General features: G+C 70.1%; 11 protein-coding genes. 6 read left to right on the top strand and 5 right to left on the bottom strand.

The window, feature by feature from the left end; genetic code table 11:
• Nucleotides 1-13: 13 nt before the first annotated feature.
• The 4 genes from LY41_RS09880 to LY41_RS09865 form a co-directional block, all read right to left on the bottom strand.
• Nucleotides 14-1,168, bottom strand: coding sequence for an acyl-CoA dehydrogenase family protein (locus LY41_RS09880; RefSeq protein ID WP_253863566.1), 1,155 nt, complete (start codon nucleotides 1,166-1,168; stop codon nucleotides 14-16).
• Nucleotides 1,165-3,138, bottom strand: a complete 1,974-nt coding sequence (locus LY41_RS09875) for an acetyl/propionyl/methylcrotonyl-CoA carboxylase subunit alpha (protein ID WP_253863565.1) — start codon at nucleotides 3,136-3,138, stop codon at nucleotides 1,165-1,167. The genes LY41_RS09880 and LY41_RS09875 overlap by 4 nt, the downstream gene beginning before the upstream one ends.
• Before the next feature lie 160 nt (nucleotides 3,139-3,298).
• Nucleotides 3,299-4,912, bottom strand: coding sequence for a carboxyl transferase domain-containing protein (locus LY41_RS09870; protein WP_253863564.1), 1,614 nt, complete (start codon nucleotides 4,910-4,912; stop codon nucleotides 3,299-3,301).
• A 102-nt stretch (nucleotides 4,913-5,014) separates the two neighbouring features.
• Nucleotides 5,015-5,830 carry an SGNH/GDSL hydrolase family protein gene (locus tag LY41_RS09865; protein ID WP_253863563.1) on the bottom strand — a complete coding sequence of 272 codons (816 nt, stop codon included), beginning with the start codon at nucleotides 5,828-5,830 and terminating at the stop codon, nucleotides 5,015-5,017.
• 157 nt (nucleotides 5,831-5,987) lie between these two features.
• Here LY41_RS09865 and LY41_RS09860 point away from each other — a divergent pair, with 157 nt between their 5' ends.
• The 3 genes from LY41_RS09860 (at nucleotide 5,988) to LY41_RS09850 (ending at nucleotide 8,893) form a co-directional block, all read left to right on the top strand.
• Nucleotides 5,988-6,578, top strand: a complete 591-nt coding sequence (locus LY41_RS09860; protein ID WP_253863562.1) for an SACE_7040 family transcriptional regulator — start codon at nucleotides 5,988-5,990, stop codon at nucleotides 6,576-6,578.
• A gap of 73 nt (nucleotides 6,579-6,651) precedes the next feature.
• Complete coding sequence (locus LY41_RS09855) at nucleotides 6,652-7,140, top strand: hypothetical protein (protein ID WP_253863561.1); 489 nt, start codon at nucleotides 6,652-6,654, stop codon at nucleotides 7,138-7,140.
• A 181-nt stretch (nucleotides 7,141-7,321) separates the two neighbouring features.
• Complete coding sequence (locus LY41_RS09850; RefSeq protein WP_253864072.1) at nucleotides 7,322-8,893, top strand: PucR family transcriptional regulator; 1,572 nt, start codon at nucleotides 7,322-7,324, stop codon at nucleotides 8,891-8,893.
• A gap of 30 nt (nucleotides 8,894-8,923) precedes the next feature.
• Here the strand turns inward: LY41_RS09850 and LY41_RS09845 are convergent, their stop codons facing one another.
• The gene (locus LY41_RS09845; protein ID WP_253863560.1) at nucleotides 8,924-9,883 is read right to left on the bottom strand and encodes a zinc-binding dehydrogenase; all 960 of its coding nucleotides are present in this window, start codon (nucleotides 9,881-9,883) and stop codon (nucleotides 8,924-8,926) included.
• 203 nt (nucleotides 9,884-10,086) lie between these two features.
• Here LY41_RS09845 and ald point away from each other — a divergent pair, with 203 nt between their 5' ends.
• The 3 genes from ald (at nucleotide 10,087) to LY41_RS09830 (ending at nucleotide 13,912) form a co-directional block, all read left to right on the top strand.
• Nucleotides 10,087-11,193, top strand: coding sequence for an alanine dehydrogenase (ald, locus tag LY41_RS09840; protein ID WP_253864071.1), 1,107 nt, complete (start codon nucleotides 10,087-10,089; stop codon nucleotides 11,191-11,193).
• A 701-nt stretch (nucleotides 11,194-11,894) separates the two neighbouring features.
• A complete protein-coding gene (locus LY41_RS09835) occupies nucleotides 11,895-13,022 on the top strand; it encodes an ABC transporter ATP-binding protein (RefSeq protein WP_253864070.1) in 1,128 nt (375 codons plus the stop codon).
• Nucleotides 13,022-13,912: an ABC-2 transporter permease gene (locus LY41_RS09830; protein WP_253863559.1), complete on the top strand. Its 891-nt coding sequence runs from the start codon at nucleotides 13,022-13,024 to the stop codon at nucleotides 13,910-13,912. Before LY41_RS09835 ends, LY41_RS09830 begins: the two co-directional genes overlap by 1 nt.

Raw genomic sequence — 13,912 nt, 5'->3', positions numbered from 1 at the left:
GGTCCACCCGCCGTCACTTCAGGCCGAGCTCACGAGCGATCAGCATCCGCTGCACCTCACTCGTCCCCTCGCCGACCTCGAGGATCTTGGCATCCCGGTAGAACCGGCCGACCGGGAACTCGTTCATGAACCCGTAGCCACCGAAGATCTGCGTCGCATCCCGCGCATTGTCCATCGCGGCGTTCGACGAGGCGAGCTTGGCGATCGCCGCCTCCTGCTTGAACCGCTCGCCGCGCAGCATCTTCGCAGCCGCCTGGTAATAGGCCAGCCGCGCGGTGTGCACCCGGGCCTGCATGTCGGCGATCTTGAACTGCATCGCCTGGTACGCGCCGATTTTGTTGCCGAACGCCTCCCGCTCGTCCACGTAGCGCAGGCACTCGTCGATGCATCCCTGCGCCAGACCGACGCTCAGCGCCGCGATCGCGATGCGGCCCTCGTCGAGGATCCGCAGGAACTGCGCGTACCCGCGGCCGCGCTCGCCGACGAGGTTGTCCACCGGCACGCGGCAGTCGTCGAACGCCAGCTCGTGGGTGTCGGACGCGTTCCAGCCGACCTTCGAGTACTTCGGCGCCACCGTGAAGCCCGGCGTACCGGAGGGCACGAGGATCGCCGAGATCTCCTTGCTGCCGTCGGGGTTCGTGCCCGTGACGGCCGTGACCGTGACGACGCTCGTGATGTCGGTACCGGAGTTGGTGATGAACGACTTGCTGCCGTTGATGACCCACTGGTCTCCGTCGACCGTGGCGCGGGTTTTGGTCGCACCGGCGTCCGAACCGCCGTCCGGTTCGGTCAGCCCGAACGCACCGAGCGCCTCGCCGGTGCACAGCGACGGCAGCCAGCGGCGCTTCTGCTCCTCGGTGCCGAACCGGTAGATCGGCATCGCACCCAGCGACACACCCGCCTCGACCGTGACCGCCACCGAGGAGTCAACCCGGGCGAGCTCCTCGAGCGCGAGGCACAGCGCGAAGTAGTCGCCGCCCATACCGCCGTACTCCTCGGCGATCGGCAGGCCGAACAGGCCCATCTCGCCCATCTTCGCGACGATCTCGTACGGAAACTCCTCCCGGATGTAGAAGTCCCCGATCACGGGCTTGACCTCGGACTGGGCGAAGTCGTGAACGGTCTTGCGCAGCGCTTCGTACTCGTCGTCGAGCCGGAAGTCGATCATGATGTCTGCTCCTGAGGGGTAACCAGTGCCAGTTTCTCGTCGAGCGCGACCTGTTGGCCCGCCCGCACGGGGAGTTCGGTGACGACGCCGTCGACCGGCGCGGTGATCGTGTGCTCCATCTTCATCGCCTCGACGACCAGCAACGGCGCACCGGCCGCGACCGCATCGCCCTGGGCGGCCTTGACGACGAGCACGGTGCCCGGCATGGGACTCGTCACGGGTCCCGCGTCGACGTCCTCGGCACGCGGGGCCAGCAGGTTCGGCCGCTCCCCGACCGCCACTCCGACGCCGTCGTGGCTCAGCCACACGGTCCCGTCGGGCGCCTGCGCGCGTACGTACCGCCGATACTGCGATCCACAGTGGACATCGATCCCGCCGGTGAGACGGCGTGCCGAAGCCTCGACCGGTTCGGCGTCACCGACGGTGACCCGCGCACCGGACGCCGGGCCTTCGACCCGCACCAGCCGTTCGGTCTCGCCCGCACGCAGCAGGAACGTCACCCCGGCTGCCGCCCCCATCCGCCAGCCGCTCGGCACGTCCCACGGGTCGACGACCGGGCCCGCGGGTTCCAGCGCGAGCAACCGGTCGAGGGCCGCGGCGACGAAGAACTCTTCCGCCACAACGGAATCGGTGAGCTCCTCCAGTTTCCGCTCCACCATGCCGGTGTCGAGATTCCCCGACCGGACGTCCGCATCGGACACGAGCCGCCGCAGGAACTCCACATTGGTCTGCAGCCCGAGGACCGCGGTTCCGGCCAGTGCCCGATCGAGCCGGTGCAGCGCCGACGCCCGATCAGGCCCCCACGCGATGACCTTGGCCAGCATCGGGTCGTAGTCCGACCCGACCCGGGTGCCTTCGGCGAGGCCGGAGTCCACCCGCACGTGCGGCCCGGCCGGCTCGGTGAGCCCCAGCACGGTGCCGCCGGTGGGAATGAAGCCCCGCGCGGGGTCCTCGGCGTAGACCCGCGCCTCCACGGCATGCCCGTCGAAGCGCACGTCGTCCTGGCCGATCGTGAGCGGCTCGCCCGCAGCCACCCGCACCTGCCGTTCGACGAGATCCACACCCGTGACCTGCTCGGTCACGGGGTGCTCCACCTGCAGCCGGGTATTCATCTCCATGAAGAAGAACTCGTCGGGGTTGGTCGCCGACACGATGAACTCGACGGTGCCCGCGCCGACGTAACCGACCGCCCGCGCCGCCTCGGCCGCGGACGCGCCCATGCGTTCCCGGGCATCGACGTCCAGCAGCGGCGACGGAGCCTCCTCGACGATCTTCTGGTGCCTGCGCTGCAGACTGCACTCACGTTCGCCGAGGTGCAGCACCGTGCCGTGCGCGTCGGCCAGCACCTGGATCTCGATGTGCCGGGGCGTGTCGACAAAGCGCTCCAGCAACAGCCGGTCGTCGCCGAAGGCGCCACGCGCCTCGCGCTGCGCCGCCTCGACCGCGTCCGCCAACTGCCCGGGCTCGGCGACCAGGCGCATCCCCTTGCCGCCGCCACCGGCGGACGGCTTGAGCAGCACCGGATAGCCCACCTCATCGGCTGCCTCGGCGTAGTCGACCACGTCGGACTTGCCGGGGACAACGGGAACGCCCGCGGCCGACACCGTGGCCTTCGCGCGGATCTTGTCGCCCATGGCGTCGATCGCCGAGGTCGGAGGGCCGATGAACACGATGCCCGCGCCGGCGCAGGCGGCCGCGAACTCGGCGTTCTCCGCGAGGAAGCCGTAACCGGGGTGCACCGCCTGCGCACCGGTGTCGACGGCGGCCTTCACGACGTCCGGAACGGACAGATAGCTACGGGCCGCCTCCGCCGGGCCGATGCGCACGGCCACGTCCGCCTCGCGGGTGTGCCGGGCGTCGGCATCGGCGTCGCTGTAGACCGCCACCGACCGGATACCCATGCGCCGCAACGTGGCGATGACGCGGACGGCGATCTCCCCGCGGTTGGCAACCAGAACCGTGTCGAACATGTCTGTCGAACCGTCCTCTCTCACAATGCCTTGTTCAGAGTGCGAGCCGTGCACCCCGGCGACCCGTCGCCACCGGTGGTGAGCTCGCCTGCGCCGCGCGGCTGCGGGCCACCTTCCGCGCAGCTCCGCGCGGCCCGGCCCACCCGGCGATCGGCGGTCCTCACATCCGGAAGACGCCGTAGCCGACGGGCTCCAGCGGTGCGTTGGCCGACGCCGACAACGCCAGGCCGAGCACCGTCCTGGTGTCGGCGGGGTCGATGACCCCGTCGTCCCACAGCCGCGCGGTCGAGTAGTACGGGTTGCCCTGCTCCTCGTACTGCTCGCGGATCGGCTCCTTGAACGACTCCTCGTCGGCGGCGGACCACTCCTCGCCGCGTCCCTCGATGGTGTCCCGCCGGACGGTCGAGAGCACCGAGGCGGCCTGCTCGCCGCCCATCACCGAGATGCGCGCGTTCGGCCACATCCACAGGAACCGTGGCGAGTACGCGCGCCCGCACATCGAGTAGTTGCCTGCGCCGAAGGAGCCGCCGATGATCACGGTGAACTTCGGGACGCGCGCGCACGCCACCGCGGTCACCATCTTCGCGCCGTGTTTGGCGATCCCGCCCGCCTCGTAGTCCTTTCCGACCATGAAGCCCGTGATGTTCTGCAGGAACACGAGCGGGATCGAGCGCTTGTCGCACAGTTCGATGAAGTGGGCGCCCTTCATCGCCGACTCGGCGAACAGCACCCCGTTGTTGGCGATGATGCCGACCGGGTGCCCGTGGATCCGGGCGAAACCGGTGACCAGGGTCGTGCCGTAGTCCTTCTTGAACTCGGCGAACCTGCTGCCGTCGACGACGCGGGCGATCACCTCGCGCACGTCGTACGGCGTGCGCGAATCGGTGGGCACAACGCCGTAGAGCTCGCCCGGATCGGCGGCGGGCTCCTCGACGGGCTCGATGTCCCACGGCTCCGGTTCCCGTGGTCCCAGGGTGGAGACGATCGAGCGCACGATCCGCAGCGCGTCGGCGTCGTCGGCCGCGAGATGGTCGGTGACGCCGGACTGTCGCGAGTGGACGTCCCCGCCGCCCAGCTCCTCGGCCGTGACGACCTCGCCGGTTGCGGCCTTCACCAGCGGCGGCCCACCGAGGAAGATCGTGCCCTGGCTGCGCACGATCACCGCCTCGTCGCTCATCGCCGGGACGTAGGCGCCGCCGGCCGTGCACGAGCCGAGGACCGCGGCGATCTGCGGGATACCGCGCGCCGACATCGTGGCCTGGTTGTAGAAGATGCGGCCGAAGTGCTCGCGATCGGGGAACACCTCGTCCTGCCGCGGAAGGAACGCCCCACCGGAGTCGACGAGGTAGAGGCACGGCAGGTTGTTGTGCAGCGCCACTTCCTGCGCGCGCAGGTGCTTCTTGACCGTCATCGGGTAGTACGTGCCGCCCTTGACCGTCGCGTCGTTGGCGACGATCACACACTCGCGCCCGGAGACACGGCCGATACCGGCGATGATGCCGGCGGCGGGCGCCTCGTCGTCGTAGAGCCCGGTCGCGGCGAGCGGTGAGAGTTCGAGGAACGCCGATCCCGGGTCGAGCAGCGCATCGACCCGATCGCGCGGCAACAGCTTGCCGCGTTCCACATGCCGGGAGCGCGCCTTCTCCGGGCCGCCCAGCCGGGCCGCGGCAAGCCGCTTGCGTAGATCTTCGACCAACTCACCGTGTCCTGCGACATTGCGGGAGTAAGCCTCGCTGTTCGGGTCAGCGTGACTGGCGAGCGCCGGACCATCCATGACACACCTCAGGGTTAGCAGCCGTTAACACCGCCTCTGATGTTAGAGGTTACTAACCCTGAGGTCCAGGCATTCGGGGAGGAAATCCGCACGCGGTCGAAGTCAGCCCGCCGCCGCCTGCAGCGCGGGCAGATAGCCGAGCTCATGACCCGTGGCGGTCGGGTGGTAGGACTCGTCGATCGGCCACGTCACACTGCGCATCCACCAGTCGTCGGAGCAGATCTCGTGACCGGCGAAATCGTCGCGCACATCCACGAACGTGAAGCCCGCAGCCCGAGCACGCTCCGAAATCGTCTCCGCGAGGGCGTCGGCACCGGAGTTGATGGCCGCACGCTTGGTGTCGCTCAGGCCCGCGTTGCACGATCCGTCGATCTCGTAGAAGCGCGGGTAGCCGAAGACGAACACCTCGGCGTCCGGCGCGTTCGCCCTGATCTCGTCGTACACCCCGTCCAACAGGCCGGGCAGCGTCGTGTCGGCGAACTCCTTCGCCTCGTCGACCCGGTCGATACAACCCTGATCGAAACTCGTCGTGCAGTCGATCATGACGTCGACGAACCCGGCGTCGTTGCCGCCGACCGACAGCGTGACGAGATCGGTGTCGGCGGAGAGCGAATCGGCCTGTGCGCGCACATCATGCGTGTTCGCACCCAGACAGGCCACCGACCGGAAATCGCCGATGCCGCCCGCGTCCGCGTAGAGCTGGGGGTAGGCGTTCGCGCTGCGCTTGCAGTCGCCCGAATCGCCGTACTCGCCTGCGCCGACGCCGCTGGCGTAGGAGTCGCCGAGGGCGACGTAGTTGTCGTAGGTGGTCGGGTTGTCGTGGGTGGTCGCTTCGACCGCTCCTGCCGTGGCCGCGCCGCCGACCAGTACCAGCGAAGCGATTGCCACCGTGCCGGCGATACGGGAACCTCTGACCATGCGTAGCCGCCTTTCCGTGTGCCGTTGACCGCTGGTGACGAATACCAGCGACAACGGTCCGGAAAGGAGAGAAACCTCCCGATTTACCACGCATGGTTCAAACCGAAAGTTCGGAGCGAGGTTAGCGTTCACTAACTTCGTCCCGTACAGTGACACCATGATTCCCAGCGCAGCGCCACCGTCCGGCGACGGGAAACCGTCCCGGCGGGATCAGATCCTGGCCGCGGCAGCGGAACTGTTCGCCCAGCACGGCTTCCGTGGCGTCGGGATAGACGACATCGGCGCGGCCGTCGGAATCACCGGCCCGGCACTCTACCGCCACTTCCGCAGCAAGGATGCCATGTTGGGCGAAATGCTCACCGGCATCAGCGAATACCTCCTCGCGGGCGGCACCGAACGCATCCGGCGTGTCGGCGACGCCGACGACATCCTCACCGGTCTCGTCCGGTTCCACGTCGACTTCGCGCTGCAGCAGCCCGCGCTGATCACCGTCCACGAACGCAGTCTGGCGAGCCTCGGCGACGAGGACCGCAGGCGCGTGCGCCGGCTGCAGCGGCAGTACGTCGAAGTATGGGTGACGGCACTGCGCGCGACCGTCCCCCGCCTGGATGAACCCCACGCCCGGTCCGCGGCGCACGCCGTGTTCGGCCTCATCAACTCGACTCCGCACAACCGGCACCTCCCCGGCGACGACCTGGCCGAACTGCTCACCCGCCTCGCACTCGGTGCGCTCTACGCGGCGAAGTAGCACCGCTCGTAACGGCCCTGCGGTGATCATCACCCCTGCGGGCGCACGACGATCACGGCACATCTGGTGTTTGATGACATCCGTGCACGAGGAAGGGACGCCGTCACGGCTCGTCGAAACCGCCCAGCGGGCGCTGCTGGCCATGCGGCTGGGCGACGACGCCGGTGCCATCGAAGCGGCAGCGCTCGAAGCGCTCGCCGCCGACGACACGCGCGCGCTCATGTTGCTGCTGTTCGGCACCTGCAGCGAGATGGTCACGACCCTCGGCGACGGCGGTGCCGCACCCGTCAAGGTGCAGGTCTTCGACTCCGAGGGCGAAGAGGTCGCGATCGACGACGCCGAGCCGCCCGTGCGCACCGCGGTCCGCACGCTGCTCGCCGAAGTGCACGGCAACACCGACGACGCCCGGCAGCAGCTGGAGATCGCGCTCGCCAACGCCTCGCCGGACGAGGTGGAGAGCCTCGTCGTGCAGGCATTGCGCTGGACCATGCGGCTCTCGACCGCGTGCCTGGAACGCGACCTGCCCGTCGAATCGTGGATCGCCGAGGCTCTGCTCGACTGACTGCTCCGCGGTGCCGAGATACCGAGGTGCCGAGATACCGAGGTGCCGCGGTGCCGCGGTGCCGAGGTGCCGAGGTGCCGAGGTGCCGATGCTGCAGGGCCGCCACCGGGTCGGCGCGGGCATCGGTTCGGTCTCTGCCGGTATGCTCGCCACCCATGACGAGCAGCACGTCCGGCAACCGATGATCACCGTCCGGACGGTGGTCGACCGCGTCGGCCCGACGCTACTGCACGCGCTGCACCTGCCCGACGAGACCACCGCGGTCACCGACGTCGTCATCGCCGAGCCCGCCGCGGCGACCGTGCCGGGCACGGGGGATCTCGTGCTCGGCGTCGCCGTACCGGACGGCGACTCGGCCGTGGCACTGGTGAAGGACGCCGCGGGACGCGGGGCGACAGCGGTACTCGTCAAAGCGCCGATCGCGCAGCACACCACCGTCCGCGGAGCCGCCAGACGTGCGGGCATCGGCCTGGTCGAGGTCCACGAGGCGACCGCGTGGGCCCAGCTCGTGTGGCTGCTGCGCACCGTGCTCGACGCCGAGTCCGACGATTCCGACGAGTCCAACGCGCCCGAAGCGGACCCGGCGGCGGGCGATCTGTTCCGGCTCGCCGACGCGGTCGCCTCGGTCGTCGACGCGCCCGTGACGATCGAGGACACCAACTCGCGCGTGCTGGCCTACTCCGCGCGGCAGGACCTCACCGACCCGGCACGCGTGGCCACGATCGTCGGCAGGCGCATCCCCGACGACGTGCTCGCGCGGTTCCGCTCCCGCGGCGTGTTCCGGGACCTCACACGCGGCAGGCAGACGATCTTCGTACCGGGCCAGAAGGACGGCACCCTGCCGCGGCTCATCGCTCCGGTGCGCATGGGCGGCGAGCTGCTCGGGTCGATGTGGGCCGTCGTCGACGGCCCCGTTCCCGACGAGCGGGCCGCCGCGTTCGCCGACACCGCTCCGGTCGTGGCGCTGCACCTGCTCCGGCGCCGCGCCCACGCCGACGTCCGTCGCCGCGCCTCCGCCGAACTGCTGCGGGCACTGCTGCACGGCGAAGCCGGACCACGCAAGGCCGTCGCGGAACTGGGCCTGACCGAGCAGCCGCATCGCGTCGTCGTCATCGACACGCCCGGCGGGGACACGCTCGACGGCGAGGGCATGCGCCTGGCATTGCTCGAACGACTGTCGCAGGGAATCGGCAGACAGCCCGTCGCTGCCGAGCACGCGGGCCTGCTGTACGCGGTCGTACCGGAGGCCGGAGGATCGGGGGCCTGGCCGCAACTGCGGTCGGCGCTCGACGAGATGCAGGCCGGGCCGAAGGCCGGTGAGCTCCACGCGGCCGCAGGCGGTGCCTACGAGCTGGGCGAGCTACCCGCCTCCCGCGCCGAGGCGGACGAGGCACTGGGCCTGCTGCGGTCGGGCATCGTGCCGGGGCGCACCGTCACGTTCGACGAGGTGTGGACCCCGCTCACGCTGCACCGCACCGCCACCGCCGCCCGCGGCGCGAACGTGACCGGCCTCGGCCCGCTCCGCACGCTGCTCGAACACGACCAGGAACAGGGAACCGCGTACGTCGACACGCTCTACCACTGGCTGCGCCACCCCGGCGATCCACGCAGCGCGGCCGCGGCCCTGCAGGTGCACCCCAACACGCTGCGGTACCGGATGCGCAAGCTGCTCGACCTCGCCGGCCTCGACCTCGACGACGCCGACGTGCGGCTGGCCCTCGTCGCGCAACTGCTCACCCTGCGCTGGTCGTGATCACCACGGCCGGGCCCGGCGGCGAGGCGGTCACGAATCCACGGCGAGCAGCGTCTTGCCCACCGTCGTCCGCTCGTCGATCGCGGCGTGCGCATCGGCCGCGCGTTCCAGCGGATAGACGGCGCCGACCCGGGGGTGCAGTCGTCCCTCCGCCGTCTCCGCGAGCGCGTCCCGCGCACACGCGTGCATCGTCTCCGGGGTGGCGTCGAGCCCGCCCGTGACGGTGACTCCGCGCGCCTCGGCCTCGTCCGGTGGAATGTCGGTCATGGCTCCGCTCGCCATGCCGTGCACGAGCATCCGGCCGCCCGGAGCGAGCAGGCCGAACGCCGCCCGTCCGATGTCCCCGCCGACCCCGTCGTAGACGACGTCCATCCCACCGGCGAGTTCCCGCACCTGGTCCGGCCATCGTGGATCGCGATAGTCCACGGCGTGGGCGGCGCCCGCGTCACGAGCGAGGAGACGTTTGCGCTCACCGCCCACCGCGGCCGTCACGCTCGCGCCCGCATGCGCGGCGAGCTGCACCAGCAGACTGCCCACGCCACCCGTAGCCGCTTCGACGAGCACCCGCTCCCCCGGACGCGGCGTCGCCGCCCGGTGCAGCAGCATCGCGGTACGCCCGTCGGCGAGGACGGCCACGGCGTCCGCCATCGCCAGACCGTCGGGCACGGGCAGGAGCCGATCCGCCGCGGCGACCGCGTGCTCGGCGTAGCCACCGCTGCCCGACAGACCGCTCACCACCCGGGTACCGACGAGCGCGGGGTCGACTCCGCCGCCGGTCCGCGACACCACGCCGCCGACCCCGTTACCCGGGATGAGCGGCGGTTCCCACGCGAAGGGGCCGCGCCCTGCGCGCAACTGCGTCTCGACGAAGGTGATGCCCGCGTATTCCACGTCGATCAGCACCTCACCGCGTCCCGGCGCCGGAACGGCTGCCTCGCCCGGCTGCAGCACCGCCGGCCCGCCCTGCTTCGTCCACCACACCACTCGCATGCCGACCAGCCTGTGATCTCGAGTCGACTGGAGGTCAACGGCTTGTCATCAGGGAACCATCATTCCGGCCGATGATTGTTCGCTCAGCACGATGACACCGCCGTCCGGGTGGTTCACCGTGGTCGGAGACACCATTCCCCACAAGGATGAGGACCGACGTGCGCCTGCCTGACCGGCGGGCGCCCGCCACCGAGGAGGAAGCCGTGCGCATCGCCGTCCCTAAGGAAGTCAAGAAGCACGAGTACCGGGTCGCACTGACCCCCGCGGGGGCTCACGAGCTGACCGCTCGCGGTCAGGAGGTCTACGTGGAAACGGGCGCCGGACTCGGCTCGGCGATCAGGGACGAGGAGTTCGTGTCGGCGGGCGCGAAGATTCTGCCGACGGCCGACGACACGTGGTCCGAGGGCGACATCGTGCTCAAGGTCAAGGAGCCGATCAGCGAGGAGTACGGCAGGCTGCGGTCGAACCAAGTGCTGTTCACCTACCTGCACCTGGCTGCGGACCGGGGTCTGACCGAAGCGCTGATGGCCGCGGGCACGACGTCCGTCGCGTACGAGACGGTGCAGCTGCCCAACGGGTCGCTGCCGCTGCTGGCTCCGATGTCGGAGGTGGCGGGCAGGCTGGCTCCGCAGGTGGGTGCGTACTCGCTGATGCAGCCCGGTGGCGGCCGGGGCATGCTGATCGGCGGCATCCCCGGGGTGCACCCGGCGCGCGTGGTCGTGATCGGCGGCGGTGTAGCGGGCCTGAACGCGGCGCGCATCGCGCTGGGCCTGGGCGCCGACGTCGAGGTGCTGGACACGAACGTGGACCGGCTGCGGCAGATCGACAGCGACTTCGGCGGCCGGATCCGCACGGTGACGTCGAACGCGTTCTCGCTCGAGCAGGCCGTGCTGGAGGCAGACCTCGTGGTCGGCGCCGTGCTGGTGGCGGGAGCGAAGGCACCGAAGCTGGTGTCGAACGATCTCGTGTCGCGGATGAAGCCGGGCAGCGTGCTGGTGGACATCTCGATCGACCAGGGCGGGTGCTTCGCCGATTCGCGTCCGACCACGCACGACGAGCCGACCTACCGGGTTCACGACTCGGTGTTCTACTGCGTGGCCAACATGCCCGGGGCGGTTCCCAGGACGTCGACGTACGGCCTGACGAACGTGACGTTGCCGTACGTGCTGCGGCTGGCCGAGGACGGCTGGGAGGGTGCGCTGCGTGCGGATCCGAACCTGGCGAAGGGCCTGAACACGCACGCGGGCGCGTTGACGAACGCTCCGGTCGCGACGGCTCACGGCCTCACCCACACCCCGGCCGACCTGTAACTCGGCCGACCTGTAACTCGGGAGCGACAGCGCGGGGCCGGCGTCCACTCGGGCGCCGGCCCCGACCGCATGCACCCGAACCGGCCGACCTCGCTCGAAAAGTGACGGAGTCACTTGCAGTGAGCCGGCAACTGGCACCCCGACACCCGCCCACCAACCCGAACCCGCCGACCTACGGGGGTCCGGGGGCGAAGCCCCTCCGGCCGGGTCCGGGGTCGGACCCCGGAAAACACGAGGTTGAGCGGCGGAGGGAGTGTCGGCGCGAAGGCGCCACGCGACTAGGGGCGGCCCGCTCAACCAGCCTGGGGGTCACCGGGAGCGGGCCGCCACGTACAAGCTTAAGTCGTCGCCCCGCGGTTCGCCGCCCCGGGGTAGGTAAACCTTTGAGGTTTTTTGTTCACTAGGCGTAGTCACGCTCCGGCAATCCTGGACGTAACACACGGTCAATCCCGATATCAGCACACAGAGTCACCATCTTCGGGGTGCCTGCCTGGCGTGACAACGGCGAATCGCCAACCTCTCCACCCGCCCCACCCGGCATGCGGCAGGATGGCGACCGCCACAGTGGCGGGCGCCGTGTCCGCGAGCGCAGTGGACGCCCTCATCCACCGGGAGGATGAGGCACGCGCATCACCGTCACGCGGCGCGGCCGCACGCCAAGCGCGGTCGGAGGGGCCACAGCGCACCAAAAGGGGATGACAATGCACGACGGCAGTGGCCGCATCGCGGTGCAGAACCTCACCAAACAGTTCGGGACCGTGCCGGCGGTCCAGAACCTGAGCTTCGCCGTGGAACCGGGTTCGGTGACCGGGTTCCTCGGGCCGAACGGCGCAGGGAAGACGACGACCCTGCGCATGCTGCTCGGACTGGTGACACCGACATCGGGTGCGGCAACGATCAACGGACGCCCGTACACCCAGCTCGGCAACCCGGCGCGGGTCGTCGGGTCGGTACTGGAGAACGAGGGCTTCCACGCGAAGCGCACGGCGCGGAACCACCTGCGGGTGTACGCGGCCGCGATCGGCGTTCCGGATCAACGCGTGGACGAGATGCTCGGACTGGTCGGCCTGGCCTCGGCGGCGGACCGCCCGGCAGGCGGCTACTCGCTCGGTATGCGCCAGCGCCTGTCGCTGGCGACGGCGCTGCTCGGCGATCCGCAGGTGCTGGTGCTCGACGAACCGTCCAACGGTCTGGACCCGGAGGGCATCGCGTGGCTGCGCGGGTTCCTCCAGTCGTTCGCGAAGCAGGGCCGCACGGTGCTGGTCTCGAGCCACCTGCTCTCGGAAGTGGAGCAGATGATCGACCAGGTCGTGATCGTCAGCGCGGGCATGACGCGCTACTACGGTCCGCTCGAACAGCTGCGCGCCTCGCAGCAGTCCCGGGTACTGGTTCAGCCCGCCGACGCGAACGCGCTCGTGACCGCGCTGCGCGAAGCCGGCGTCGGCGAGGTGCAGCCCGCTCACGACGGCCGCGTGGCCGTGGCGAACGCGAACGTGCAGCAGATCGGTGACGCCGCCGCAAAGGCGGGCGTGGCGGTCTACGGCATGGAGGAGGAGAAGGCGGACCTCGAGCAGCTGTTCTTCCAGATGACCAGCCCGCAGTACGCCGGAGGGCCGCTGCCGCCCCAGCAGCCCGTTCCGCAGCAGCCCGTTCCGCAGCAGCCCGTTCCGCCGCAACAGCAGCCTCCGGGACCCCCGCAGCAACCACCGGGCCCGCCACCCGGCTTCCAGCAGGGACCGCAGCCGGGACAGCCGCAGAATCCGTACCAGGCGCCGGGCTACCAGCAGCCGGGCCAGCAGGGCCAGCAGGGCTGGGGAGGTGGCCAGTGATGGGTAACCTGATCAAGGCCGAGATGCGCAAGATCGTCACCACGAAGAGCTGGTGGGCGCTGCTCATCCCCGCGTTCTTCGCGTCGCTGCTGTTCGCGCTCGGCTGGGGTGCGTTCACCAACTCGCTCGCCAACGTGCTCGACAGCGAGGACACGTTGACGGTCACCCGGACGCTCGGCATCGAGACGGGCGAACTCCCGATGGGCCTGCTCGCCATCGGCCACGGCATCAACGTCGGCCTGCTGTTCGCCGTGATTCTCGGCGTGCTGGCGGTCGCCGGCGAGTACAGCAAGAAGACGATCACGACGACGTTCTTGACGGCCCCGAATCGCCCGATGGCACTCGGCGCGAAGATGATCACCTACAGCATCTGGGGTGCGCTGTACGGGCTGGCCGTGTCCGCCGCCGCGAGCCTCGGCATCGCGTTCGTCGTCGACGGCGCCCGCATGCCGTCGAGCGGACAGTGGCTCGCCGTGATCGGCACGTCGCTGCTCGCGGGCGTGCTGGCGACGCTGTTCGGCGTCGGTGTCGGTGCGCTGTGGAAGAGTGTGGCGGGCAGCGTCGTGACGCTGAGCATCTACATGCTGCTGATCGAGAACGTGTGGGTGTTCATCAGTTACGGCCTCTGGCAGGAGAACGTCGCCTGGATGGGCGGAGTGCTGCCGAACGGCACGCTGAACGGCATCGTCGGGGCGATCGGCGCCGAGGCGTTCGGTGCTGCGGGCGTGCGGATCCCCGGGCTGCAGGACGAGGCCGTGTGGGGCCTGCAGTTCTCGGCCGGCGCGCCTGGTGCATTCTCGTGGTGGGCCTCGGCGCTGATCTTCTTCGGCTGGACGATGGTGGTCTTCGTCGGCGGCTGGCTGGTCAACCAGAAGCGCGACATCACGTAA

Source organism: Prauserella halophila (assembly GCF_024171895.1).
Classification (GTDB): domain Bacteria; phylum Actinomycetota; class Actinomycetes; order Mycobacteriales; family Pseudonocardiaceae; genus Prauserella; species Prauserella halophila.
This window is presented reverse-complemented; position numbering and strand designations above follow the sequence as displayed.